The following is a 22,533-nucleotide window of genomic DNA, read 5'->3' as shown; positions in this document are numbered from 1 at the left end:
CTCCCTTTCGGTCACCTGTTTGTGCAGGCTATCGGGTACCACCGACAACGCGACGGGCCGACGGGGTGTGTCCCGTCGGCCCGTTGCTCTCGTGCGCGGGTCAGGCGTCGACCTTCTCCATGACCTCGTCGCTGACGTCGAAGTTGGCGAAGACGTTCTGCACGTCGTCGCTGTCCTCCAGCGCGTCGATCAGCTTGAAGATCTTCCTGGCGCCCTCCTCGTCCAGCTCGACCTGCATGGTCGGGACGAAGTTGGCGTCGGCGGAGTCGTAGTCGATGCCGGCGTCCTGCAGGGCGGTGCGGACCGCGACCAGGTCGGTGGCCTCGCTGATGACCTCGAAGGTCTCGCCGAGGTCGTTGACCTCCTCGGCACCGGCGTCCAGGACGGCGCCGAGGACGTCGTCCTCGGTCAGCTCGCCCTTGGGGACGATCACGACGCCCTTGCGGTTGAACAGGTACGACACCGAACCGGGGTCGGCCATGGAGCCGCCGTTGCGGGTCATGGCGACGCGGACCTCGGAGGCGGCGCGGTTGCGGTTGTCGGTGAGGCACTCGATGAGCACCGCGACACCGTTGGGGCCGTAGCCCTCGTACATGATCGTCTCGTAGTCGGCGCCGCCGGCCTCCAGGCCCGCGCCGCGCTTGACCGCGGAGTCGATGTTCTTGTTGGGGACCGACGACTTCTTCGCCTTCTGGATGGCGTCGTAGAGCGTCGGGTTGCCCTCGGGGTCGGCGCCGCCCATCCGGGCCGCCACCTCGATGTTCTTGATCAGCTTCGCGAAGAGCTTGCCGCGCTTGGCATCGATGACGGCCTTCTTGTGCTTCGTCGTGGCCCATTTAGAGTGGCCGGACATCTGCCTGTCTCCTTCGCGTAACCCATCTCAGCAACGAACGCAGGAATCCTACAAGGAGTCCGCTGTCCGGTTCGCCCTCACCATGGCGACGAACAGGGCGTGCACCCGGTGGTCGCCGGTCAGTTCCGGGTGGAACGACGTGGCCAGCGCGTTGCCCTGGCGCACGGCGACGATGTGGCCGTCGTGCTCGGCGAGCACCTCGGCCCGGGCGCCGACGGACTCGACCCAGGGGGCGCGGATGAAGACACCCTCCACGGGGTCGCCCTCGACGCCCGCGACGTCGACGGCCGCCTCGAAGGACTCGTTCTGGCGGCCGAAGGCGTTGCGGCGCACGATCATGTCGATGCCGCCGACGGTCTCCTGCCCGGAGCGCGGGTCGAGGATCTTGTCGGCGAGCATGATCATGCCGGCGCAGGTGCCGTAGACGGGCATGCCGTCCCGCACGCGCGCGCGGAGCGGCTCCATCACGCCGAACAGCACGGCGAGCTTGGAGATGGTCGTGGACTCGCCGCCGGGGAGGACGAGCCCGTCCACCTCGGCGAGTTCCTCGGGGCGCCGCACCGGCCTGGCCACGGCGTCGGCCGCGGCCAGGGCCACCAGGTGCTCCCGTACGTCGCCCTGGAGGGCCAGGACGCCTATGACAGGTGCTTCGGTCATGTCCGTGTGGTGCCTTACCAGCCGCGGTTGGCGTAGCGCTCGGCCTCGGGGAGGGTGTCGCAGTTGATGCCGACCATGGCCTCGCCGAGGTTGCGGGAGGCGTCCGCGATGATCTTCGGGTCGTCGTAGAAGGTGGTGGCCTTCACGATGGCGGCGGCACGCTTGGCCGGGTCGCCGGACTTGAAGATGCCGGAGCCGACGAAGACGCCCTCGGCGCCGAGCTGGCGCATCAGGGCCGCGTCGGCCGGGGTGGCGACGCCGCCGGCGGAGAAGAGGACCACGGGCAGCTTGCCCAGTTCGGCGACCTCCTTGACCAGCTCGTACGGGGCGCGCAGCTCCTTGGCGGCGGCGTACAGCTCGTGGTTGTCGTAGCCGCGCAGCCGGGCGATCTCGTTCTTGATCTGGCGCAGGTGGCGCACGGCCTCGACGACGTTGCCGGTGCCGGCCTCGCCCTTGGAGCGGATCATCGCGGCGCCCTCGGCGATGCGGCGCAGGGCCTCGCCCAGGTTGGTGGCGCCGCAGACGAACGGCGTGGTGAAGGCCCACTTGTCGGAGTGGTTGACCTCGTCGGCCGGGGTGAGGACCTCGGACTCGTCGATGTAGTCCACACCGAGGGACTGGAGAACCTGGGCCTCGACGAAGTGGCCGATGCGGGACTTGGCCATGACCGGGATGGAGACGGCCTCGATGATGCCCTCGATCATGTCCGGGTCGGACATGCGGGCCACGCCGCCGTCCTTGCGGATGTCGGCCGGCACCCGCTCCAGGGCCATGACCGCGACGGCGCCCGCGTCCTCGGCGATCTTCGCCTGCTCCGGGGTGACGACGTCCATGATGACGCCGCCCTTGAGCTGCTCGGCCATGCCGCGCTTCACACGGGCGGTGCCGGTCTCGGGAGCCTGGTTTTCGGAGATGGACACGGGTGACCTCGCTGATGGGAAAGAGGGTTTTCTGCAGCACCGAGGAAACGCGAGGGAACCAGGCCACATCAAGGGCCAATGGGAACGCCGTGGATCCTTTTGACCAGGACCTGCGGAGAACGGCCGGTGAACGGGGGCCCCGCCGGCCTCAGGCGGCCCGGTCCACCAGGGCCGCCGGGGGCTCGTCGTCCATCTCGAAGGCCAGGGGGAAGGGCGCGTGCCCGGCCAGGCGGAACCAGCGGACCTTGCGGTGCCGGCGCAGGGCCCGGGCCGCGCGCACGGCGTCGTTGTGGAAGCGCCGGGCCATCGGGACCCTGCGGACCGCCTCGGTGAGCTCCCGGGCCGCTTCCTCTCCCCCGGGCGCGCCGCGTACCGCCTCCACCTGCGCCGGTTCCCCGAATACGGCCCGCAGCGCCTGGCTCAGTTCGCTCTCGGCGACCTCCCGCTGCTCCTCCTCGGCCTGCCGGGCCGCGTGGGCGGCCTCGTAGAGGACGATCGAGGCGGCCGGGTCGAGCACCCCGGCGGTGGCCAGTTCCTGGGCGACGGAGGCGCGGCGCAGCAGCTGCGCGTCGAGGGCGGCGCGTGCGGCGTCGATGCGTGCGTGCAGCCGGTCCAGCCGCCCGGCCGTCCAGCTCAGGTACAGGCCGATCACCACGAGGGCGACGAGGATCCAGATGAGGGTTGCGGTCACGGGCCAAGAGGCTACCGGGGCGTTCAGCGGACCGGCCGCGCCCCTGACCGGCTGCCTCGGGTCAGTCCCGTGCCAGGCCCAGCCGTCCCCACAGCCCCGTCGTCCGCTCGTCCTCGGCCACCGCCGCCGCGCCCGCCGTCACCGTCTCGTAGACGGACATGATGTCCGCGCCGACCGTCGACCAGTCGAAGCGCCGTACGTGGGCGCTGCCCCGCTCGCGCAGTTCCGCGCGCCGCTCCGGGTCCGCCAGGAGACGTACGGCGGTGTCGGCCAGGGCGCCGGCGTCCTCGTTGGGGAACAGTTCGCCCGCCGCCCCCCGGTCCAGGACCTGGGCGAAGGCGTCCAGGTCGGAGGCGAGGACGGGGGCGCCGGCGGACATCGCCTCGACCAGGATGATGCCGAAGCTCTCGCCGCCGGTGTTGGGCGCGACGTACAGGTCGACGCTGCGCAGGAAGCGGGCCTTGTCCTCGTCGCTGACCATGCCGAGGAACTCGACGCGCGGGCGCAGCTCCACGGGCAGGGACTCCACGGCCTCCTTCTCGTCGCCGCGTCCGGCGACCAGCAGCCGGGTCTGCGGCCGGGCCGCGAGGATCTTCGGCAGGGCCTTCATGAGCACCGGCAGGCCCTTGCGGGGCTCGTCGATGCGCCCGATGAAGCCGATCGTGTCGCCCTGCCACTCGGCCTTCGGCTCGGCCTGGGCGAAGAAGTCGACGTCGACGCCGTTCGGGATCACCACCGCGTCCCCGCCGAGGTGCTCCACGAGCGTGCGCCGGGCGTACTCGCTCACCGCGATGCGGGCGCTGATCTTCTCCAGGGCGGCCTGGAGGATCGAGTACGCGGCGATCATGGCGCGGGAGCGCGGGTTCGACGTGTGGAAGGTCGCGACGATCGGGCCCTGGGCGGCCCAGCAGGCCAGCAGGCCCAGGGAGGGCGAGGTCGGCTCGTGGATGTGGATGACGTCGAACGCGCCCTCGTGCAGCCAGCGCCGCACCCGGGCCGCGCTCAGGAAGCCGAAGTTCAGCCGGGCCACCGAGCCGTTGTACGGCACCGGCACCGCGCGTCCCGCCGAGACGACGTACGGCGGCAGCGGGGTGTCGTCGTCGGCGGGGGCCAGCACGGACACCTCGTGGCCGAGGCGGAGGAAGTACTCGGCGAGGTCGCGGATGTGGAACTGGACCCCGCCCGGCACGTCCCAGGAGTAGGGGCAGACGATGCCGATCCTCACGGGCGCCCCTTCGCGGGGTCGAGGTCCGCGAGCCACAGGCGCTGCAGCATGTGCCAGTCCTCCGGGTGCTCGGCGATGCCGGTGGCGAAGGCGTCGGCCAGCGCCTGTGTCATGACGGAGGTCTTCTCGGCGCGCGTGCCCGACCCGGGCACCTCGACGGGTGGGTGGACGCGGCCGCGCATGACGGGCGAGTCGTCGTACCAGAGCGTGACGGGCAGCAGCAGGGCGCCCGTCTGCTGGGCGAGCAGGGCCGGTCCGGCCGGCATGCGGGCGGTGTCGCCGAAGAAGTCCACCTCGACGCCGGAGGCGGACAGGTCGCGGTCGGCGACCAGGCAGACCAGGCCGCCGTCGCGCAGCCGCCGGGCCAGGGTGCCGAAGGCGCTGCCGCCGCTGTGCGGCAGGACCTCCATGCCCAGGCCCTCGCGGTAGGCGACGAACCGGTCGTAGAGCGTCTCGGGCTTGAGGCGCTCGGCGACCGTGGTGAAGGGGATGCCGAGCTGGGTGGTGACCCAGGCGCCGGCGAGGTCCCAGTTGGCCAGGTGCGGCAGGGCGAGGACGACGCCCTTGCCGGCGTCCATGCCCTCGGTGAGGTGGTGCAGGTCCTTGGGGGTGAAGCCGTCCGCGATCCGTTCCTTGCTCCAGGCGGGGAGGCGGAAGGACTCCATCCAGTAGCGCAGGTAGGAGCGCATGCCCGCGCGGGAGAGTTCCGCGAGGCGGTCGGGGCTCGCGCCGGGCACCACGCGCGCGTAGTTGCTCTCCAGGCGCAGCACGCCCTTGCCGCGCCGCTTCCAGGCGGCGTCGGCGATGGTGCGCCCGAGCCGTACGGCGGCCGGCTCGGGGAGCTTCCTGACGGTGCTCCAGCCGAGGCCGTACAGCGCGTCCGTCAGCCGGTCCTGTGCGCTCACGTGGCCGCCTCGCTCCCGTGGGAGGCGTTCTGCTGCTCACCCTCATTGTCCTGCGCGCCGGTGCGGTCCTGCGGGGCCGCGGCCGCCTCGGCCTCGGCCGACTCCCTGCGGACCGTGACGACCCGCTGGATCAGCGTGACGAGGCTGCCCACGGCGACGATCCACAGGGCGACCGGAAGCAGGTACTGGATGCCCGGCACACCGAACCCGTGCAGCCCGGCCAGACCGGCCGCGACCAGGGAGATCACCAGCCGCTCGGCGCGCTCCACGAGCCCGTTGACCGCCACCGGCAGGCCGATCGACTCGCCGCGGGCCTTGGTGTACGACACCACCTGCCCGCTGGCCAGGCAGAAGATCGACACGGCGCACAGCACGAGGTCGTCGCCGCCGCCGGCGTACCAGAGGATGAAGCCGCCGAAGATCGCGCCGTCGGCCACCCGGTCGAGCGTGGAGTCCAGGAAGGCGCCCCAGCGGCTGGAGCGGCCGAGCTGGCGGGCCATGTTGCCGTCGACGAGGTCGGAGAACACGAACAGCGTGATCACGACCGTGCCCCAGAAGAACTCGCCCATGGGGTAGAAGACCAGCGCGCCCGCGACCACCCCGGCGGTGCCGATGAGCGTGACGGTGTCGGGGCTGACGCCCCGGCGGATCAGAAACGCGGCGAACGGTGTGAGGACACGCGTGAAGAATGCACGCGCGTACTTGTTCAGCATGGCCTTCCCGAGGGTCGGTGTCGCCGTCTGGCCCCTGCTGGCCACCGGCTGGCCCATCGTAGCCACGCGCGCGTGCGGGCGAGGGGCGGGCACCCGGACCCCTTCGGCTGAACCGCCGGGCTGCCGGTGGCGGGCGCGGTCGTGTCGTTCGTATGGACGCACCGTGACGGGAGTGGGAAGGTCGAAGAACCGCGGGCGTCGCCGGAGCCGCACCGCACGCGGGCTCCGCTTGTCCGCGCCCACAGTGACCTCACCGTGCACGGGAGGCAGGACCATGGGCGACAAGGCACAGACACATCCCGGAGCCGCCGGCAGGGCGCAGGCGGCCGACCACCCCCAGTCCGTACGGAATGTGGTGCTGGTCGGCCACTCCGGATCGGGCAAGACCACGTTGGTGGAGGCCCTCGCGCTGACCGCGGGGGCGGTGAACCGGGCGGGCCGCGTGGAGGACGGCGGCACCGTCTCCGACTACGACGAGATCGAGCACCGGCAGCAGCGCTCGGTGCAGTTGTCCCTGGTGCCCGTCGAGTGGGACGGCATCAAGGTCAACCTCCTCGACACCCCCGGATACGCCGACTTCGTCGGTGAGCTCAGGGCCGGTCTGCGGGCGGCGGACGCGGCCCTCTTCGTCGTGTCGGCCTCGGACGGCGTGGACGGCTCGACGCGCATGGTGTGGGAGGAGTGCGCGGCCGTCGGGATGCCCCGGGCCATCGTCGTCACGCACCTGGAGGCGGCGCGCGCCGACTTCGAGGAGATGACCCGGATCTGCGCGGAGGCCTTCGGCGCGGACGATCCCGACGCGGTCCTGCCGCTCTACCTGCCGCTGCACGGCCCGCAGGCGCCCGACGGGCACGCGCCCGTGACCGGGCTGATCGGGCTGCTGTCGCAGAAGCTGTTCGACTACTCGACCGGTGAGCGCAAGGAGTCGGAGCCGGGCGAGGATCAGTTGCCGCTGATCGAGGAGGCCCGCAGCCGGCTGATCGAGGGGATCATCTCCGAGAGCGAGGACGAGACCCTCATGGACCGCTACCTCGGCGGGGAGCCGGTCGACGTGAAGACCTTGATCGACGACCTGGAGCGGGCCGTGGCGCGCGGGGTCTTCTTCCCGGTCCTGGCCGCCGCCCCCGCGGCCGAGGGCGCCCGGCAGGGCCTCGGCACCGTCGAGCTGCTGGAGCTGATCACCGGTGGCTTCCCGACGCCGCTGGAGCACGAGACGGTGCGGGTCACGACGATCGACGGCGAGCCGCGCGAGCTCAAGCCGTGCGATCCGGACGCGCCGCTGGTCGCGGAGGTCGTCAAGACGTCCTCCGACCCGTACGTGGGCCGGCTGTCGCTGATCCGCGTCTTCTCGGGCACCCTGCGCGCCGACCAGACGGTCCACGTCTCCGGGCACGGCCTGGCCGACCGGGGCCACGAGGACCACGACGTCGACGAGCGCATCGGCGCCCTGTCCACGCCGTTCGGCAAGCAGCAGCGTCCCGTGTCACACGTGATCGCCGGTGACCTGGCGTGCGTGGCCAAGCTGAGCCGCGCCGAGACCGGAGACACCCTGTCCGCCAAGGACGACCCGCTGCTGATGGAGCCGTGGCAGATGCCCGACCCGCTGCTGCCGCTGGCCATCCAGGCGCACAGCAAGCCGGACGAGGACAAGCTGTCGCAGGGCCTGGCCCGGCTGGTCGCCGAGGACCCGACGATGCGTCTCGAGCAGAACCAGGACACCCACCAGGTGGTCCTGTGGTGCCTGGGCGAGGCGCACGCGGACGTGGCCCTGGAACGGCTGCGCAGCCGCTACGGCGTCCAGGTCGACGTCGTCCCGCACCGGGTGTCGCTGCGCGAGACGTTCGCGACGAAGGCGGCCGGGCGCGGCCGGCACGTCAAGCAGTCCGGCGGGCACGGGCAGTTCGCCATCTGCGAGATCGAGGTGGAGCCGCTGCCGGGCGGATCCGGCATCGAGTTCGTGGACAAGGTCGTCGGCGGCGCGGTGCCCCGGCAGTTCATCCCGTCGGTGGAGAAGGGCGTACGGGCCCAGGCCGCCAAGGGGGTCGCCGCCGGGCATCCGCTGATCGACGTCCGCGTGACCCTGCTGGACGGCAAGGCGCACTCGGTGGACTCCTCCGACGCCGCGTTCCAGACGGCCGGGGCGCTGGCGCTGCGGGAGGCGGCGGCGGACGCGAGGATCCATCTGCTGGAGCCGGTGGCCGAGGTGTCGGTGCTGGTCGGCGACGACTTCGTGGGCGCCGTGATGAGCGACCTGTCGGGGCGGCGCGGCCGGGTGCTCGGCACCGAGCAGACACCGGGCGGGCGCACCCTGATCCGCGCGGAGGTGCCCGAGATCGAGATCGGCCGGTACGCGATCGACCTGCGCTCGATGACGCACGGCACGGCCCGCTTCAGCCGCCGCTACGCACGGCACGAGCCGATGCCGCAGCAGGTCGCGGAGCGGGTGCGCGAAGAGGCGCGCGCGGCCTCGTAGTTGGCGCCCCGGCGCCTCCAACTGCCCCTTGAGGGCTCCGTTCCGGGTCGGCGGACGGCTTGCGGGCCGTCCGCCGACGGCAGCGGGAGCATGCCGATACGCTGATGACCTGATCAACAGGTGTGCGGAGCGCGGAAGTCGGGAAGGCCGCAGGTGCAGATGCGTCAGCGATGGGGGCGGCAGTGACGGACGGATTCGACTTCAGTCCCGGGGCGCAGGTTCCCGTGGCGGGTGCGAGCGGCCAGACGGCGGCGACGTACGCGCTGGCCGCGGCGGCGTACCGGGACGACGAGGTCACCAAGATCCTGAACGCCGACAACGAGTGGCATCAGTCGAAGGTGACCCCGCCGCGGCCGTGGGCGAAGATGTTCCGCCCGCGGTTCGGTGAGGCCTTCTCCCGCGCGATCATCGACCGCATGCTGGGCGCCGGGCGCAAGCCGGTCATCCAGTCCTTCGGCATCGAGCCGCAGGTCGTCGTGGAGCACTGCCTGGCGGCCCACCGCATCCGCCGCGACCGCGACAACATGCTCTCGGCGATCACGGTGATCTGCGGGGTGCTGTTCCTGCCCGGCTTCCTGGTGTGGCTGCTGGTGTTCGCCCTGCGGGCCACCATGGCCAAGCGGGAGGACAAGCGCGCGGGCGCCCTCGCCACGACGCTGCTGGTCGCCGTGGGCGCGCTGGCGGTGCTGTTCCTGATCCGCACGCCGTTCAGCGGGTTCTGGTTGTGGTACACGCGCCTGGCGATCGTGATGCCGGTGGTCGGCTGGTTCTGGGCCAAGCAGATCTGCGAGCGCACGGCTCGCGACCTGCGCGAGCGCTGGTCGAGCCTGCTGTCCGGCGGTGGCGTCGGCGCCAAGATCCCCGAGGCGGTGCCGGGCACGCCGGGTGACGCGGCCGAGCAGGTCCGCAAGGAGCTGGCCCGGCTGGCCGCCGAGCAGCGCTCCAACTCGGCTTTCTACGCCGGCCCCAAGGGCATTCTCGGCATGGGCACCCGGTGGGGCAGCTGGCAGCTGGCCGAGGAGCTGGTCTCGGCCGAGCCGGGCAAGGACTTCCACCCCTTCCGCAGCTGGGACGTCATCGTGGCGATCCAGGGCGGCCTGGGCATGCTGGAGCGCACGTCCATCAACACCGGCGGCTTCCCCAAGCCGACCATCACGCACTGGGTCGTCACGCCGATCGGCGAGAAGGCGACGGAGGTGTCCCGGCCGAGCGGCACGGACGTCGAGGCGTACACGGTCCGGAACCACGCCATACAGGAGATCTGCAACAAGCAGCAGTTCGGCAGCGGCGACCGGCACTACCTGGGCGTGCAGTGGACGCTGTGGGACGGCCATCTGGTGATCACGATGCTGATCACGGTGACCGTGCTGCACGACACCCTGCGCATCGAGGTCACCGGTCACGCCCTGGGCCCGGTCAACTCGTTGTTCAACGAGAAGCCCGCGGCCAAGGAGAAGACGGTGCAGAAGGCGCTCCGCTTCTGGGAGACCCGCACGGTCAAGCTCCCGCTGATCGACGCCGACGAGGTCGTACGGCTGGCCGCGCGGGCCCCGCTGACCTGGTACCCGCCGCTGCTGAACTGGCTCGGCGGGAGCCTGACGCTGCCGGAGCCGTTCGGTCTGCGGCACGCGTGGGCGGACCAGCCGTGGCGGCACCGGTTCATGGCGGACGACGCGCTGCGTGCGGCGACGCCGGTGCTGCGGGTGGTGCACGCCGCCGCGCTGAAGGTGCTGCGGGAGAACGGCGTGAACGTGGAGAAGTTCGGGGCGCGGTCGGCGGCGCTCAGCGGGGCGGTGCAGGAGGCTTCGCCGAAGAAGGCGGACGTCTACGACGCGTAGGTGATCGGCCGACGGGGGCCCGGGGGCTTCTCCCCGGGCCCCCGTCGGTCCGGACGGCCTCGTCCTCAAGCGCCGGACGGGCTGACGGAAACCGCCGGGCTCAGGTGCTCGGCCAGGCGTCCGCCAGCATCTTCCTGGTGTCGGCCAGCAGCTGCGGCAGCACCCGCGTGTGCCCGACCACCGGCATGAAGTTCGTGTCCCCGCCCCACCGCGGCACGATGTGCTGGTGCAGGTGCGCCGCGATGCCCGCGCCGGCGACGGAGCCCTGGTTCATGCCGATGTTGAACCCGTGCGCCCCGGAGGCGGTGCGCAGGGCCGTCATCGCCTGCTTGGTGAGTTCGCCCAGCTCGGCGGTCTCCGCGGCCGTGAGGTCGGTGTAGTCGGCGACGTGCCGGTAGGGCACGGTCATCAGGTGCCCGCCGTTGTACGGGTAGAGGTTGAGCACCGCGTAGACCTGCTCGCCGCGCCGGACGACCAGCCCGTCCTCGTCGGACTTGGCCGGGATCGAGCAGAAGGGGCAGCCGTCGCCGGCACCCGGGCCGGTCGGCTTGTTCTCGCCCTGGATGTAGGCCATCCGATGGGGCGTCCACAGACGCTGGAACGCGTCCTGCGTCCCCACTCCCAGCTGCTGCTCCGGCTCACTCGTCATGCAGTGCAGCATATGGCGTCGAGCTGGGGGGACGGCAAAGGCCCCCGGGATCGCCCCCGGGGGCCCGTGCGCCGTGCGGTCAGACCTGCGCGCGCTCCTCGACGACCTTCTGGATCTTCGCGAGGGCCTCGTCGAACGGGATGCCGTTCTCCTGCGAGCCGTCGCGGTAGCGGAAGGACACCGAGCCGTTCGACATGTCCTCGTCGCCCGCGATGACCATGAAGGGCACCTTCTGCTTCTGGGCGTTGCGGATCTTCTTCTGCATCCGGTCGGAGGAGGAGTCGACCTCCACGCGCAGGCCCTGCTTCCGGGCCGCGGCGGCGAACTTCTCCAGGTACTCGACGTGCGCGTCGCCGATCGGGATGCCGAGCGCCTGGACCGGGGCCAGCCAGGCCGGGAAGGCGCCCGCGTAGTGCTCCAGGAGCACCGCGAAGAAGCGCTCGATCGAGCCGAACAGCGCGCGGTGGATCATGACCGGGCGCTGCTTGGAGCCGTCGGCGGAGGTGTACTCCAGGTCGAAGCGCTCCGGCAGGTTGAAGTCGAGCTGGATGGTCGACATCTGCCAGGTGCGGCCGATGGCGTCCTTGGCCTGGACGGAGATCTTCGGGCCGTAGAAGGCGGCGCCGCCCGGGTCCGGGACGAGGGGCAGGCCCTGCTTCTCGGCGACCTGGCGCAGCGTCTCGGTCGCCTCCTCCCAGGCCTCGTCGGAGCCGACGAACTTCTCCGGGTCCTTGGTGGACAGCTCCAGGTAGAAGTCGGTCAGGCCGTAGTCGCGCAGCAGCTCCAGCACGAACGTGAGCAGCTTGTCGAGCTCCTCGGACATCTGCTCGCGCGTGCAGTAGATGTGCGCGTCGTCCTGGGTGAAGCCGCGGGCCCGGGTCAGGCCGTGCACGACGCCCGACTTCTCGTACCGGTACACGGTCCCGAACTCGAACAGGCGCAGCGGCAGCTCACGGTAGGAGCGCCCGCGCGCGTCGAAGATCAGGTTGTGCATCGGGCAGTTCATGGGCTTGAGGTAGTAGTCCACGCCCTCGTCGAGCTGCATGGGCGGGTACATGCCGTCGGCGTACCAGTCCAGGTGGCCCGAGGTCTCGAAGAGCTTCCCCTTCGTCGCGTGCGGGGTGTAGACGAACTCGTAGCCCGCCTCCTCGTGCCGCTTGCGCGAGTAGTCCTCCATGACCCGGCGGATGATGCCGCCCTTGGGGTGGAAGACGGCCAGGCCGGAACCGATCTGCTCCGGGATGGAGAACAGGTCGAGCTCACTGCCGAGCTTGCGGTGGTCGCGCTTCTCGGCCTCGGCGAGGAACTCCAGGTGCGCCTTCAGCTCGTCCTTGGTGGGCCAGGCGGTGCCGTAGATGCGCTGGAGCATCGGGTTCTTCTCGCTGCCGCGCCAGTAGGCGGCCGCGTTGCGCATCAGCTTGAACGCCGGGATGTTGCGGGTGGTGGGCAGGTGGGGACCGCGGCAGAGGTCCTTCCAGCACAGCTCGCCGGTCTTGGCGTCCAGGTTGTCGTAGATCGTCAGCTCGCCGGCGCCGACCTCGACGTCCGCGCCGTCGTCGGACGAGGCGGAGCCCTTGAGGCCGATCAGCTCCAGCTTGTACGGCTCGTTCGCCAGCTCCTCGCGGGCGGCGTCGTCGGTGACCACGCGGCGGGAGAAGCGCTGCCCGCGCTTCTGGATCTCCTGCATCTTCTTCTCGATGGCCTTGAGATCCTCGGGCGTGAACGGCTTCTCGACGTCGAAGTCGTAGTAGAAGCCGTCCTTGACGGGCGGGCCGATGCCGAGCTTGGCCTCGGGGAAGAGCTCCTGCACGGCCTGCGCCATGACGTGCGCGGTGGAGTGGCGCAGGATGTTCAGGCCGTCCTCGGAGGAGATCTCGACGCCCTCGACCTCGTCGCCGTCGGACAGCGCGTACGACAGGTCCTTGAGCTCGCCGGCCACGCGCGCGGCGATCACCGAGCGCTCGCCGGCGAAGAGCTCGGCGGCCGTAGTGCCCGTCGTCACCACGCGTTCTTCCCGCTCGGAATCGCGTTGGATGATCACACGGACGTCTGACACCGGTCTCTCCTGACTGAAGGGGGCTGCGGCGCCATACCGGAGCGCACGCACGAGTAAGGATCGTACCGACCCGGGACCACCCGGGGCGAAATCAGTCCCCGCAGTCCCCTCCGCAGGCCTCCTCGAAGAAGTCGACGTTCTCCTGGAGCTCCTTCAGCAGCCGGTCCCGCTCGGCCTCGTCGACCTGCACGGGGACGACGCCGTGGGCGCCGGTGAGGCGGCGGAATCCGCCCCGGCTCTCCAGCCGTCCGTGCACCCGCACCGGCAGCCCGACCAGGTGGGCGTGCCCGGCGATCCGGTACGCCTCCTCGTCCAGGGTGATCCGGACGTGCGGCACGTCGGCCCCGGCCAGCACGCGCAGCCGCACGGTGCCCTCGCCCCGCGGCCCCGACCGGCGCAGGCGGGTGACGGCCCCGGTGATCCGCACCGCCACGGCGGGTTCCTCCCGCAGGTAGCGGGCGCCGGCGTCACGCAGCGCGGGCAGGTCGCCGGGGGAGAACTCGACCGGCTCGGCGGCGGGCGCGCAGCCCTCGGGCACCCCGGCCGCCGGAGCCCAGGCGACGGCGATCCGGGCGCCCTCGGTGCCCCGGACGAGGGCGACGAGGGACTCGGTGAGCTCGTGGCTCACCCCTGCCTCGACCGCCGCGTCGAAGGCGTCCATGCCGCCGGTGGCGCGCTGGTAGTCGATGGCCTCGCGGGCGGCGAAGAGGGCCTGGTGGAGGCGTACGGCGAGGGGCCGGCCGCTCGTGACGGGAACGAAGGCGGTCAGGTGCCCTCCGGCGGCGGCGCCCACGAGGACGGTCTCCAGGGCCGTGGCGGCGGCGCGGCGGTGGCGGGCGCCGTGGTAGCCGGCCCGGGCGCGGGTGGCGAGGGCCGCGGCGAGCAGCATCCGGCGGGCGGCGCCGCGCAGCCGCTCCTCGGCGGTCCAGGGCGCCGCCCCGGCCGGTCCGGCGGGCCCGTCCTGCCACCAGCGGATCTCGTCGCTGGGCACGGCGAGGGAGACGAGGACCTCGCGGGCGGAGGGCGCGCCGCTGCGGGAGAGGGCGAGCAGGGCCTCGGCGAGCAGGTCGTCGCTGTCGGGGAAGGCGCGGCTCTCGGGCACCAGCAGACTGGTGCCGCCGCCCGGCCCGGGCGGGGTCCAGCGGCCGTAGCGCCCCGGGGCGCCGCCGCGGCGCTGCCAGCCGTGCCGCCGCAGCAGGGCGCCGAGCACGGCCGGGTCGACCGTGCCGGGCTCGGGCGGCACGCCGCTCCGGGCGGTGTCCACGGGGTGGGGGCGTACGGGCCGGGCCGGTTCCTCGGTCGGGCGGTGCGTCACGGTCTTCCTCCCGTCCCGACCCGCGTCATGATCTCGCACAGCGCCCGGTCGTCGAAGATGCGTGAAGTCGGTATGCGCACGGTGGTGCGGCGGCGGCCGGTGAGGGGGTGGCCGGCGAGGTTGGTCCAGTAGCAGCAGTGCCTCAGGTCGAGCCGGTCGTGGCCGGCGCGCAGCCAGTCGTCCTGCGACCGGGGCACCAGCATCACCACCAGGATCTTGTGCACGGACACGGGGGTGCGGGCGAGCTTGGCCAGGTGGTCGTTGTCGAGCGTGAAGGAGAAGGCGCGGCCCGGCGGGTGCGGCGGCACCTGGTAGGTGGCCTTGAGCTGCACCTTGATGGTGACCTCGTCGTCGACCGTGTGCCCGGGGGCGCTGTGGCTGACGTGCCAGTCGATGCCGTTGTCGGGAAAGGGCTGCGACAGCGAGCAGCCGGCGGCCGCCGCGACGGCGTGCAGATAGCCGACCTGCAGTGTCTCCATGCAGGCGGTGGTGGCGAGAGAGCCCCGGGAGGGTGCCGTGCTCCCGGGCAGCAGCCCGCCCCGTTCGGGCTGCGCTATGGCCATGGCCCAACAGCCTTCCAGAACAAGTGATTCCCCGCTGCGGGCCGCTGAACTGCAATGACCCGTACTCCTGTTGTCTCCTTCCGGCGTACGGCGCAAACAGCCCGGGTATCACCGGATCGGGCAGCGGACGGGACGTCAACTGCCGAAGGTGATCGAGGGGTTGTGGGCGTATGACGACGTGCTGGTACGAGGGGCCGCTGGCCGCCTTCGACACGGAGACGACGGGCGTGGACGTGGAGACCGACCGGATCGTGTCGGCCGCCCTCGTCGTCCAGGACGCCCCGGGGATGCGGCCGCGGGTCAGCCGCTGGCTGGTGAACCCGGGGGTTCCGGTGCCCGCCGAGGCGACGGCGGTGCACGGGCTGACGGAGGATCATCTGCAGCGCAACGGCCGGTGGCCGGCGCCGGTGATGTACGAGATAGCGGAGGCGCTGGCCGAGCAGGCCCATGTCGGCCGCCCGGTCGTGGTGATGAACGCGCCGTTCGATCTGACCATGCTGGACCGGGAGTTGCGCCGGCATCGCGCCTCGGCGCTCGGCCGCTGGTTCGAGGCGGCGCCGCTGCTGGTGCTCGACCCGAGGGTCCTGGACAAGCACCTGGACCGCTACCGCAAGGGCCGCCGCACCCTGACCGACCTGTGCGCGCACTACGGCGTCGCCCTGGAGGGCGCGCACGACGCCGCGGCGGACGCGGTGGCGGCGCTGGAGGTGACCCGGGCGGTGGGCCGCCGGTTCGCGTCCCGGCTGGAGCGGCTCGCGCCCGGTGAGCTGCACACGCTGCAGGCGGTGTGGCACGCGGCGCAGGCCCGGGGCCTGCAGGCGTGGTTCGCGCGCAGCGGTGTGGACGAGGCGGTCGATCCGGCCTGGCCGCTGCGTCCGGAGCTGCCGGCGGCGGCCTGAGCCGGGCACGGGACCGCGGCGAGCGGCACCCGGAGGGCATGAAAAAACCGGTCCGTCTGCGACGGACCGGCTGTTTCCGGTGGGCGATACTGGGTTCGAACCAGTGACCTCTTCGGTGTGAACGAAGCGCTCTCCCACTGAGCTAATCGCCCGGGAACGCACTGAACAATACAGGTCCCGGCACGCTTCCTTCAAACCGTTCGCAGGTGCCGGAGCAGTCCGCGCCGCCCCGACCGCATCATCAGGGCGTGGTTGGCGCGGAAGACGGGCCGTCCGGGTACGGCGAACCGCCTCAGCAGCGGCTTGCCGACGCTCACCACCTGGTCGTACCGCGCGAGGCTGCCCGTTCCGCGCGGCGTGACCGTCCAGCGCGCCCAGCCCTCGATGTCCCCGGACACGGCGATCTCCAGCACACCGGCCGCGGGGTCGCGCCGCACCTCGCGCGCCGTGAAGGTCATGTCGTAGGGCAGGACGGAGCGGATGCGGATCACGCCGGTGGTGCCGTCGAGCCGGGTCACCTCACGGACCTGGCGCCACCAGCGCGGGTAGTCCTCGGGACGCTCCAGGACCTCGTACACCGCGTCGGGCGGTACGGGCAGGGGCCACAGGCTGCGGAAACGGTAGTGGTTCCAGTCCATGTCCGCAGTGTGCCCACTCGGGGCGGGGACCGGCTGAGTACGCGCCTGAGTATGCGCACTCATGTCCGGCGCGGTGACGCGGGCCACACTGCGTGCCATGACGCACCTTCCGCCCCCGGCCGAGGAACTGCGGCTCCTCGACGCCGAACTGAGGCGACTGGACGCCCGCCGGGCCCAGTTGCTCACCCGCCGCGCCTGGCTCGTCGCGGCCCTGCAGCCGACGGGGCAGCCGTCGCGCCCCTGGGCGCACCCGCGGACGCCGTCCGCCGTACCGCCCCGCCCGGAGACCGCCCCGCCCAGCGTGCAGAACGTGCTCCTGGTGCTGGGCGGTGTCCTGCTCACGCTCGCGGCCGCGGTGTTCACGCTGGTCAGCTGGGGCCACATGGGCATCACCGGGCGGGCGCTGGTGCTGGGCGCGGTGACGCTGGCCGCGCTCGCGGTGCCCGTGCTGCTGCTGCGGCGGGGGCTGCGTTCGACGGCCGAGTCCGTGGCAGGGCTCGGGCTGGCCCTGACCGTCCTGGACGCGTACGCGCTGCACGAGGCGGCCCTCGCCGGGACGGACGGGACCGGGTACGCGGCGGCCGCGACAGCGGCCCTGGCCGTCCTCTGGGCGGCGTACGGTCTGCTGCCGGCCGCGGCCGCACTGCGGCTGCCCCTGCCCGCGGCCCTGGCGGCGGCCCAGTTCCCGCTGCTGCTGGGGGCACTGGCCGCCGGCGCGGGCCCGTCGCTCGTCGCGGCCGCGCTGCTGGTGACGGCCGGGCTCGACACGGTGGCCGCGCTGCGGCTGACGGGTACCCGGGTGCGGATCACGGCGGTCGCCGGCGCGTACGGCACGGGCGGCTCCGGTGTGCTCGTCGCCGGCTGGCTGTCGCTGACGGCCGGCGGTCCGGGCGCCGCGGCCCGGGCGGGCGCGCTGCTCCTGCTCGCGGCGGGGATCGCGCTGGCCGCGGCCTGGCGTCTTCCGGGAACCGCGCACTCCCTCGGCCTCGCGATCGCCTCGGGGCTGCTGACCGTCGCCGCGCTCGGCGGGGCGGCGCGCGCCGTGGTGCCGTCGCAGTGGGCGGTCCCGGCCCATCTCGTCCTCGGCATCGGCCTGCTGACGGCGCTGCGGGCCGCGCGGCTGCCGGAGGCGGTGCGGCACGGTTTCGTCCGGGCCTCCGCCGTCGTGCAGGCGCTGGCCCTGCTGTGGACGCTTCCCCTCCTCGCCCTGGTGGTGCTGGGCCCGGCCGGGTGGCTCGGCCGGGTGTGGAGCGGCGCGCCGTCGGACGCCCGCGCGGCGGTCACGGCGGACGCGCCCTGGCCGCCGGACGCGGGGACCGTTCCCCTGGTGCTGCTGATGGTCGCCGCGGTGCTCGCGCTGCCGGTCCGCGCGGAGCGGTGGCGATCACGCGCCCGCCTCGGCGCGCTCGGTCTGCTGTGGGCGACGGCGCTGGTGCTCCCGGCGATCCTCGTGGTTCCGTACGGTGCGGGGACGGCGGTCCTCTTCGTCCTGACGGCGGCCACCCTGTACACGGGCCGGACCACGGTGCCCGAGGCGCGCATCACCGCCCTCGTCCTCGCGCTGGTCACGGCCGTCGACCTCACCCTGGTCGCGCTCGCCTCCCAGGGCGCCACGCTGATCGCGCTGTCCCTGCTGACGGCCCTGCTCGCCGCGTTCTCGTGGCGGACGGGACTCACCGTCTTCACGGCTCCGGCCGCCCTGGTGTACGCCGCCGCGCTCGCCGCGGCCGCGGGCGCCGCAGCGGACTGGCCTCCGGCCCGCACGGCCCTGCTGGTCCTGGCCGTGCCCGCGGCAGCCGCCCTGCTCGCGGCGCGGATGGCCGAGCCCCGGGCGGTCGTGGCGGTGGAGCTCACGGCCCTCGCGACCGGACTGCTCGCGGTGGGCCTCGCCGTGACCGACCCGCCGCTGCTCGCGCTGGTGCTGGCCCTGTGCGGGGTGATCGCCGCCGGCATCGCCCTGCGGGCGGACCGTCGTCCCGTCGCCTACGCGGCCACGGCCCTGTTCGTACTGGCCGCGTGGGTGCGGCTGGCGGCCTGGGACGTCTCCACACCCGAGGCGTACACCCTCCCGGTGACCGTCCCGGCCCTGCTCGTGGGCTTCCTGCGCCGGCGCCGGGACCCGCGGACCACGTCCTGGACGGCGTACGGCGCCGGACTGACCGCCATCCTGCTGCCCGGCCTGATCGCGGCCTGGGGCGACCCGCACTGGACCCGTCCCCTGCTGCTGGGCACGGCGGCCCTGCTGGTCACCCTGCTGGGGGCGCGGCACCACCTCCAGGCACCCCTGGTGCTCGGCGGCTCGGTGCTGGCCCTGGTCACGCTGCACGAACTCGCCCCGTACGTGGTGCAGGTGACCGGGGCACTCCCCCGCTGGGCGCCTCCCGCCCTCGCCGGGCTCCTGCTGCTCGCACTCGGGGCGACGTACGAGCAGCGGATCCAGGACGTGCGGCGGGTGCGGGACGTGCTGGGGAGGATGGGGTAGGGCGCCCGCGCGGCGACGTGCGCTGCCCCGGGCGCCCGGGGCCTCTCGACCGCGGGCGGGGACCGTGATGTCATGCATGTCCCCGGGCGGCCCCCGGGCGGCGGCATGGTCGGGCAGCGACCCAGGGGGGAGACGCCATGACGGACGCGGAGGCGGCGCCGGAGCCGGGCACGCGCGCCGAGGGGACGCTGGAGCGCCTGCTCTCGGTGGTGGGCGCGGGAGCGGTGGAGTTGTACACGGCTCCGGCGGGGCTGCGGACGGAGGTCACCGGTGTGCAGGTGCTCGACGCCCTGGAACCGCTCATCAGGGCGCGGGAGTTGGTGCTCGCCATCGGCGTCGACCCGCGCTCGGCCCATGCCGTCGACGTGGTGCGCCGGGCCGGTGAGGCCGGTGCGGCAGGGGTGGTGTTCGGCCCGGGCCGGCCGGACTTCGCCGCCCGGGCGTTACAGACAGCGGCCCAGGAGAGCGGCACGGCCCTCCTCTTCCGTACCGCCTGGTGCTCGTGGGCGCAGTTGGTGGGGGTGCTGAGGGCGGGACTGGCCGCGGCCGGTGCTCCCCCGGTGCCTGCTGCCGGGGGCCTGCGCCTGGGCGATCTGGACTCGCTGGCCGATGCGGTGGCCGCCCTGGTGGGAGGCTCGGTGACGATCGAGGACACGGAGTCGCGGGTGCTGGCGTTCTCCTCCACGGAGGAGAACGTGGACGAGATGCGCCGGCTGACCATCCTCGGGCGTCGCGTGCCGCCCTGGCGGGTGGCGGCCATGAAAGAGGCGGGTTTCTTCCAGGCGCTGTGGGGTGCGGACGACGTACTGCACCGGCCGGCCCACGGCGGTGATCCGGAGCGTCTGGTCGGCGCCGTCCGGGCGGGTGGCGAGGTGCTCGGCTCCCTCTGGGTGGCGGCGGTGGGCGGCCGCCCGCTGGCGCCGAACGCCGCGGAGACGTTGCGCGCGGCGGTCCGGGCCGCGGCCGCTCACCTGCTGCATCACCGGACCCACAGCTCGGGCGGCCGCCTGGTGGAGGAGGCGGCCCGGGCGCTGCTGGAGGAGCGTGGTTCCGTCGAAGTGCTCGTGGAGCGGGCCGGGTTGCCGCCCCGTGAGCCGTGTGCGGTCCTGGCACTGGGAACGGGCGCCGACCGCCCGGCGGACGACGACCCGTCCGGACTGCACAGCCTGCTGACCCTGCACTGCGCGGCCCTCGGCCATCGGGTCGTGGTGATCCCGGCCGGGGGCAGGACCCTGGTGCTGCTGAGCGGGCTGGAGCGCGAGCCGGGGCGGGCCGACGCCCAGCTGCGGCGGCTCGGGAGCGCGCTGGCCGGTCAGTTGTCGGCGACGATCGGCCCGGCGGTGAAGGTGGCGCTCGGTGACGTGGTCCCCGGCCTGGCCCGGGCGGCCGAATCGCGCAGGTCGGCCGAGCGGACGTTGCAGGCGCTCACGGCGGGCGCCGGGCCGCTCGGTGTCGCGCGGAGCGAGGACGTCGCGGACATGGTGGGCGTCCTCCAGGTCGTCGACGCCCTGCGCGAGGTGGCGCTGCCGCCGCGGACCTCGGTGGCCCGGTTGCGGGAGTTCGACGCCGGTCACAGCGGCAGTTGCCTGGTGGAGACCCTGCGCGCCTACCTCGACCACTTCGGTGACGTCTCGGCCGCATCGCGCACGCTGGGCGTGCATCCCAACAGTCTGCGCTACCGGCTGCGCCGCATCGCCCAGGTCTCGGGCCTTGATGTGGGCGATCCCGACGCGCGGCTGCTCGCCCAGATCCAGCTGCGCCTGGGCGAGGCCGCCGACGGCGCACGCCCCTGAACGGCCTGCGCCAGGGCGCCGCCGCACGGTCCGCGGGTTCCGTCGTTCGGCCGGGACCACCATGCGAGCGGCGTCCGTTTGTCGCATCCGACAACTGCCCCGCCGGCAGGGGTGGTTGCCGGGCCGGGCGGCCAGGAGCGGGACCTGAGCCCTTGACGATGCGACGAAGACGCCCGCCCGGTGCGGACAGCAGCCTGGTGTTCCACCCCGGGACGGTCCGGGGCACCGACACCGGAAGGGCTCATCATGACGGCAATGGCTCCCGCCGCCGCGCGGCGCGAACGGATCCTCCAGGCAGCGGTGCGACAGGGACTGCTGCACCCCGGGCGATCCCGGCTGGCCGGCTTCGTCGACCTCGACGGCGTGGCGGCGACCGTCGCGTCCTTGCACCGCGCCTTCCCCTCGTCAGCCCCGGTGCTGCACGCGTTCGCCGCCAAGGCGAATTCCCTGGTTCCGGTGCTGGCCGAGCTGCGCAGGCTCGGGATGGGCTGCGAGGTGGCCACGGCGGGCGAGTTGGCCCGAGCGCTGGCAGCCGGCTTCGCACCGGAGCGCATCGTCTTCGACTCGCCGGCCAAGACGGAGGCAGAACTGCGGTACGCCCTCGACCTGGGTGTGGCCGTCAACGTGGACAACTACCAGGAACTGGCGAGGATCGACCGGGCGCTGGCCGGCCGCGTCCCGGCCTCGAAGATCGGGGTGCGGGTCAACTCCCAGCTCGGCGGCGGAAGCATCGCCGCGATGAGCACGGCGACGACGACGTCGAAGTTCGGCGTCCCGCTGGCGGACCCGGGCAGCCGGCAACGGTTGCTGCGCGCCTACCACGACCACCCGTGGCTCACCTGGGTGCACACGCACGCCGGTTCCCAGGGCTGCCCGCTCGATCTCATGGCCGGCGGCGTCGCCCGGGCCGTGGCGTTCGCGGAGGAGGTCAACGCCTCGCTCGGGCGGCGCCAGGTCGTCGGCATCGACATCGGCGGCGGACTGCCCGTCAACTTCGCCGACGACGAGACCACGCCGACCTTCGACACCTACGTCCGGCAGTTGCGCGCCCAGGCTCCCGCGCTGTTCTCCGGACGGTACGGGATCGTCACGGAGTTCGGGCGGTCCGTCCTCGCCAAGAACGGGTTCACCGCGGCGTACGTCGAGTACACCAAGAGCACGGGCGGCCGGCGGATCGCGGTCACCCACGCCGGTGTGCAGGTGGCGACCCGGACGGTGTTCAACCCCGACGCCTGGCCCCTGCGCATCGAGGCGCACGACGGGAGCGGCAGGGCCAAGCGGGGCGGGCCGGTCCGCCAGGACGTCGCGGGACCCGCCTGCTTCGCCGGGGACCTGCTGGCGCGTGACCGCCCGCTGCCGCCGCTGGAACCGGGCGACCTCGTGAGCGTCCCGGACACCGGCGCCTACTACTTCTCGACGCCCTTCCACTACAACAGCCTGCCCGAGCCCGCCGTGCACGGGTTCCGGACGGGCGGTGACGGCGGTGACGTCCGCTTCGAGCTGCTGCGCAGCGCGCAGGACCCGTGGGACGTGCCGGACCCGGCTGCCGGCGGCGTGCCGCCGCGGCGGCGGCCGCACGAGACCGTTCCCGTCGTCGGGTAGGGGGCGCCGAGGTGGCACAGGCCGGTCGTCGCGGGCCCGGCCGTGAGGGGCCGCTGCTCAGTCAGCGCGCCGCGATCGTCTTTCTGCTGGCTGCCCTGGTCGGCGTCGGTGCCACCGTCCTGGCGGTGCTGGCCGGCCACGTGTGGCCGGTCGCGGTGAGCGTCGGAGGCGGGGTGGTCGCCCCCGCCGTGCTGTTCTTCGACCAGATCATCGACTAGGACGGGCGGTCCCTCCGTGCCGGCACGGAGGGACCGCCCGTCC

Annotated in this window: 19 protein-coding genes and 1 tRNA gene; 7 read left to right on the top strand and 13 right to left on the bottom strand. The window is 73.0% G+C overall.

Annotated features, from left to right (window positions below; all coding sequences use genetic code 11):
- Positions 1-100: 100 nt before the first annotated feature.
- From ACF07N_RS32930 to pgsA, 7 genes are all read right to left on the bottom strand, one after another.
- On the bottom strand, positions 101-853 hold the full coding sequence (locus ACF07N_RS32930) for a YebC/PmpR family DNA-binding transcriptional regulator (protein WP_383333907.1): 753 nt from the start codon (positions 851-853) through the stop codon (positions 101-103).
- Positions 854-901: 48 nt separating this feature from the next.
- Positions 902-1,510 carry a pyridoxal 5'-phosphate synthase glutaminase subunit PdxT gene (pdxT, locus tag ACF07N_RS32925; protein ID WP_383347343.1) on the bottom strand — a complete coding sequence of 203 codons (609 nt, stop codon included), beginning with the start codon at positions 1,508-1,510 and terminating at the stop codon, positions 902-904.
- 14 nt (positions 1,511-1,524) lie between these two features.
- Positions 1,525-2,430: a pyridoxal 5'-phosphate synthase lyase subunit PdxS gene (gene pdxS, locus ACF07N_RS32920; protein ID WP_365097096.1), complete on the bottom strand. Its 906-nt coding sequence runs from the start codon at positions 2,428-2,430 to the stop codon at positions 1,525-1,527.
- A 148-nt stretch (positions 2,431-2,578) separates the two neighbouring features.
- On the bottom strand, positions 2,579-3,121 hold the full coding sequence (locus ACF07N_RS32915; protein WP_383347341.1) for a hypothetical protein: 543 nt from the start codon (positions 3,119-3,121) through the stop codon (positions 2,579-2,581).
- A 61-nt stretch (positions 3,122-3,182) separates the two neighbouring features.
- Positions 3,183-4,346, bottom strand: coding sequence for a glycosyltransferase family 4 protein (locus ACF07N_RS32910; protein ID WP_383333914.1), 1,164 nt, complete (start codon positions 4,344-4,346; stop codon positions 3,183-3,185).
- Positions 4,343-5,251, bottom strand: coding sequence for a phosphatidylinositol mannoside acyltransferase (locus ACF07N_RS32905; protein ID WP_392120072.1), 909 nt, complete (start codon positions 5,249-5,251; stop codon positions 4,343-4,345). Before ACF07N_RS32905 ends, ACF07N_RS32910 begins: the two co-directional genes overlap by 4 nt.
- Complete coding sequence (gene pgsA / locus ACF07N_RS32900) at positions 5,248-6,021, bottom strand: phosphatidylinositol phosphate synthase (protein ID WP_383334133.1); 774 nt, start codon at positions 6,019-6,021, stop codon at positions 5,248-5,250. Before pgsA ends, ACF07N_RS32905 begins: the two co-directional genes overlap by 4 nt.
- A 217-nt stretch (positions 6,022-6,238) precedes the next feature.
- Here pgsA and ACF07N_RS32895 point away from each other — a divergent pair, with 217 nt between their 5' ends.
- On the top strand, positions 6,239-8,437 hold the full coding sequence (locus ACF07N_RS32895) for an elongation factor G-like protein EF-G2 (RefSeq protein WP_392120069.1): 2,199 nt from the start codon (positions 6,239-6,241) through the stop codon (positions 8,435-8,437).
- 170 nt (positions 8,438-8,607) lie between these two features.
- Complete coding sequence (locus ACF07N_RS32890) at positions 8,608-10,275, top strand: hypothetical protein (protein WP_383333920.1); 1,668 nt, start codon at positions 8,608-8,610, stop codon at positions 10,273-10,275.
- A 100-nt stretch (positions 10,276-10,375) separates the two neighbouring features.
- On the opposite strand, the gene ACF07N_RS32885 is transcribed toward ACF07N_RS32890, so the two are convergent.
- From ACF07N_RS32885 to ACF07N_RS32870, 4 genes are all read right to left on the bottom strand, one after another.
- Positions 10,376-10,936, bottom strand: coding sequence for an HIT family protein (locus ACF07N_RS32885; RefSeq protein ID WP_383333922.1), 561 nt, complete (start codon positions 10,934-10,936; stop codon positions 10,376-10,378).
- A 67-nt stretch (positions 10,937-11,003) separates the two neighbouring features.
- Positions 11,004-12,980, bottom strand: coding sequence for a threonine--tRNA ligase (thrS, locus tag ACF07N_RS32880; RefSeq protein WP_392120065.1), 1,977 nt, complete (start codon positions 12,978-12,980; stop codon positions 11,004-11,006).
- 91 nt (positions 12,981-13,071) lie between these two features.
- Positions 13,072-14,295, bottom strand: coding sequence for a hypothetical protein (locus ACF07N_RS32875; RefSeq protein ID WP_392120062.1), 1,224 nt, complete (start codon positions 14,293-14,295; stop codon positions 13,072-13,074).
- Positions 14,292-14,858, bottom strand: coding sequence for a DUF4365 domain-containing protein (locus ACF07N_RS32870; RefSeq protein ID WP_383587640.1), 567 nt, complete (start codon positions 14,856-14,858; stop codon positions 14,292-14,294). The genes ACF07N_RS32875 and ACF07N_RS32870 overlap by 4 nt, the downstream gene beginning before the upstream one ends.
- Before the next feature lie 170 nt (positions 14,859-15,028).
- Between ACF07N_RS32870 and ACF07N_RS32865 the strand changes: the two genes are divergently transcribed.
- Positions 15,029-15,757, top strand: coding sequence for a 3'-5' exonuclease (locus ACF07N_RS32865; RefSeq protein ID WP_383333930.1), 729 nt, complete (start codon positions 15,029-15,031; stop codon positions 15,755-15,757).
- A gap of 80 nt (positions 15,758-15,837) precedes the next feature.
- Here the strand turns inward: ACF07N_RS32865 and ACF07N_RS32860 are convergent.
- A tRNA-Val gene (locus tag ACF07N_RS32860) sits at positions 15,838-15,909 on the bottom strand.
- 39 nt (positions 15,910-15,948) lie between these two features.
- Positions 15,949-16,395, bottom strand: coding sequence for an SRPBCC family protein (locus tag ACF07N_RS32855; RefSeq protein WP_392120058.1), 447 nt, complete (start codon positions 16,393-16,395; stop codon positions 15,949-15,951).
- A gap of 61 nt (positions 16,396-16,456) precedes the next feature.
- On the opposite strand from ACF07N_RS32855, the gene ACF07N_RS32850 reads away from it, so the two are divergent.
- From ACF07N_RS32850 to ACF07N_RS32835, 4 genes are all read left to right on the top strand, one after another.
- Positions 16,457-18,877, top strand: a complete 2,421-nt coding sequence (locus tag ACF07N_RS32850) for an SCO7613 C-terminal domain-containing membrane protein (RefSeq protein ID WP_392120056.1) — start codon at positions 16,457-16,459, stop codon at positions 18,875-18,877.
- Positions 18,878-19,014: 137 nt separating this feature from the next.
- A complete protein-coding gene (locus tag ACF07N_RS32845; RefSeq protein WP_392120053.1) occupies positions 19,015-20,670 on the top strand; it encodes a helix-turn-helix domain-containing protein in 1,656 nt (551 codons plus the stop codon).
- Positions 20,671-20,916: 246 nt separating this feature from the next.
- Positions 20,917-22,272 carry a diaminopimelate decarboxylase gene (locus tag ACF07N_RS32840; protein ID WP_392120050.1) on the top strand — a complete coding sequence of 452 codons (1,356 nt, stop codon included), beginning with the start codon at positions 20,917-20,919 and terminating at the stop codon, positions 22,270-22,272.
- Positions 22,273-22,283: 11 nt separating this feature from the next.
- Positions 22,284-22,490 (top strand): hypothetical protein, encoded by a 207-nt coding sequence (locus tag ACF07N_RS32835; RefSeq protein ID WP_392120047.1) that lies wholly within the window; start codon positions 22,284-22,286, stop codon positions 22,488-22,490.
- The last annotated feature ends 43 nt before the right edge of the window (positions 22,491-22,533 follow it).

It is taken from the genome of Streptomyces sp. NPDC015242 (genome assembly GCF_043079125.1).
GTDB lineage: Bacteria > Actinomycetota > Actinomycetes > Streptomycetales > Streptomycetaceae > Streptomyces.
Note: the sequence above shows the minus strand (reverse complement) of the source record. Positions and strands in the feature narration are given on the sequence as shown.

Coding starts and splice junctions, on each gene's coding strand:
- ACF07N_RS32895 (WP_392120069.1), top strand. CDS start 6,239: ATGGGCGACAAGGCACAGACACATCCCGGAGCCGCCGGCAGGGCGCAG.
- ACF07N_RS32845 (WP_392120053.1), top strand. CDS start 19,015: ATGACGGACGCGGAGGCGGCGCCGGAGCCGGGCACGCGCGCCGAGGGG.
- ACF07N_RS32855 (WP_392120058.1), bottom strand. CDS start 16,395: ATGGACTGGAACCACTACCGTTTCCGCAGCCTGTGGCCCCTGCCCGTA.
- pgsA (WP_383334133.1), bottom strand. CDS start 6,021: ATGGGCCAGCCGGTGGCCAGCAGGGGCCAGACGGCGACACCGACCCTC.
- ACF07N_RS32850 (WP_392120056.1), top strand. CDS start 16,457: ATGTCCGGCGCGGTGACGCGGGCCACACTGCGTGCCATGACGCACCTT.
- ACF07N_RS32865 (WP_383333930.1), top strand. CDS start 15,029: ATGACGACGTGCTGGTACGAGGGGCCGCTGGCCGCCTTCGACACGGAG.
- pdxT (WP_383347343.1), bottom strand. CDS start 1,510: ATGACCGAAGCACCTGTCATAGGCGTCCTGGCCCTCCAGGGCGACGTA.
- ACF07N_RS32885 (WP_383333922.1), bottom strand. CDS start 10,936: ATGCTGCACTGCATGACGAGTGAGCCGGAGCAGCAGCTGGGAGTGGGG.
- ACF07N_RS32930 (WP_383333907.1), bottom strand. CDS start 853: ATGTCCGGCCACTCTAAATGGGCCACGACGAAGCACAAGAAGGCCGTC.
- ACF07N_RS32890 (WP_383333920.1), top strand. CDS start 8,608: ATGGGGGCGGCAGTGACGGACGGATTCGACTTCAGTCCCGGGGCGCAG.
- ACF07N_RS32840 (WP_392120050.1), top strand. CDS start 20,917: ATGACGGCAATGGCTCCCGCCGCCGCGCGGCGCGAACGGATCCTCCAG.
- ACF07N_RS32870 (WP_383587640.1), bottom strand. CDS start 14,858: ATGGCCATAGCGCAGCCCGAACGGGGCGGGCTGCTGCCCGGGAGCACG.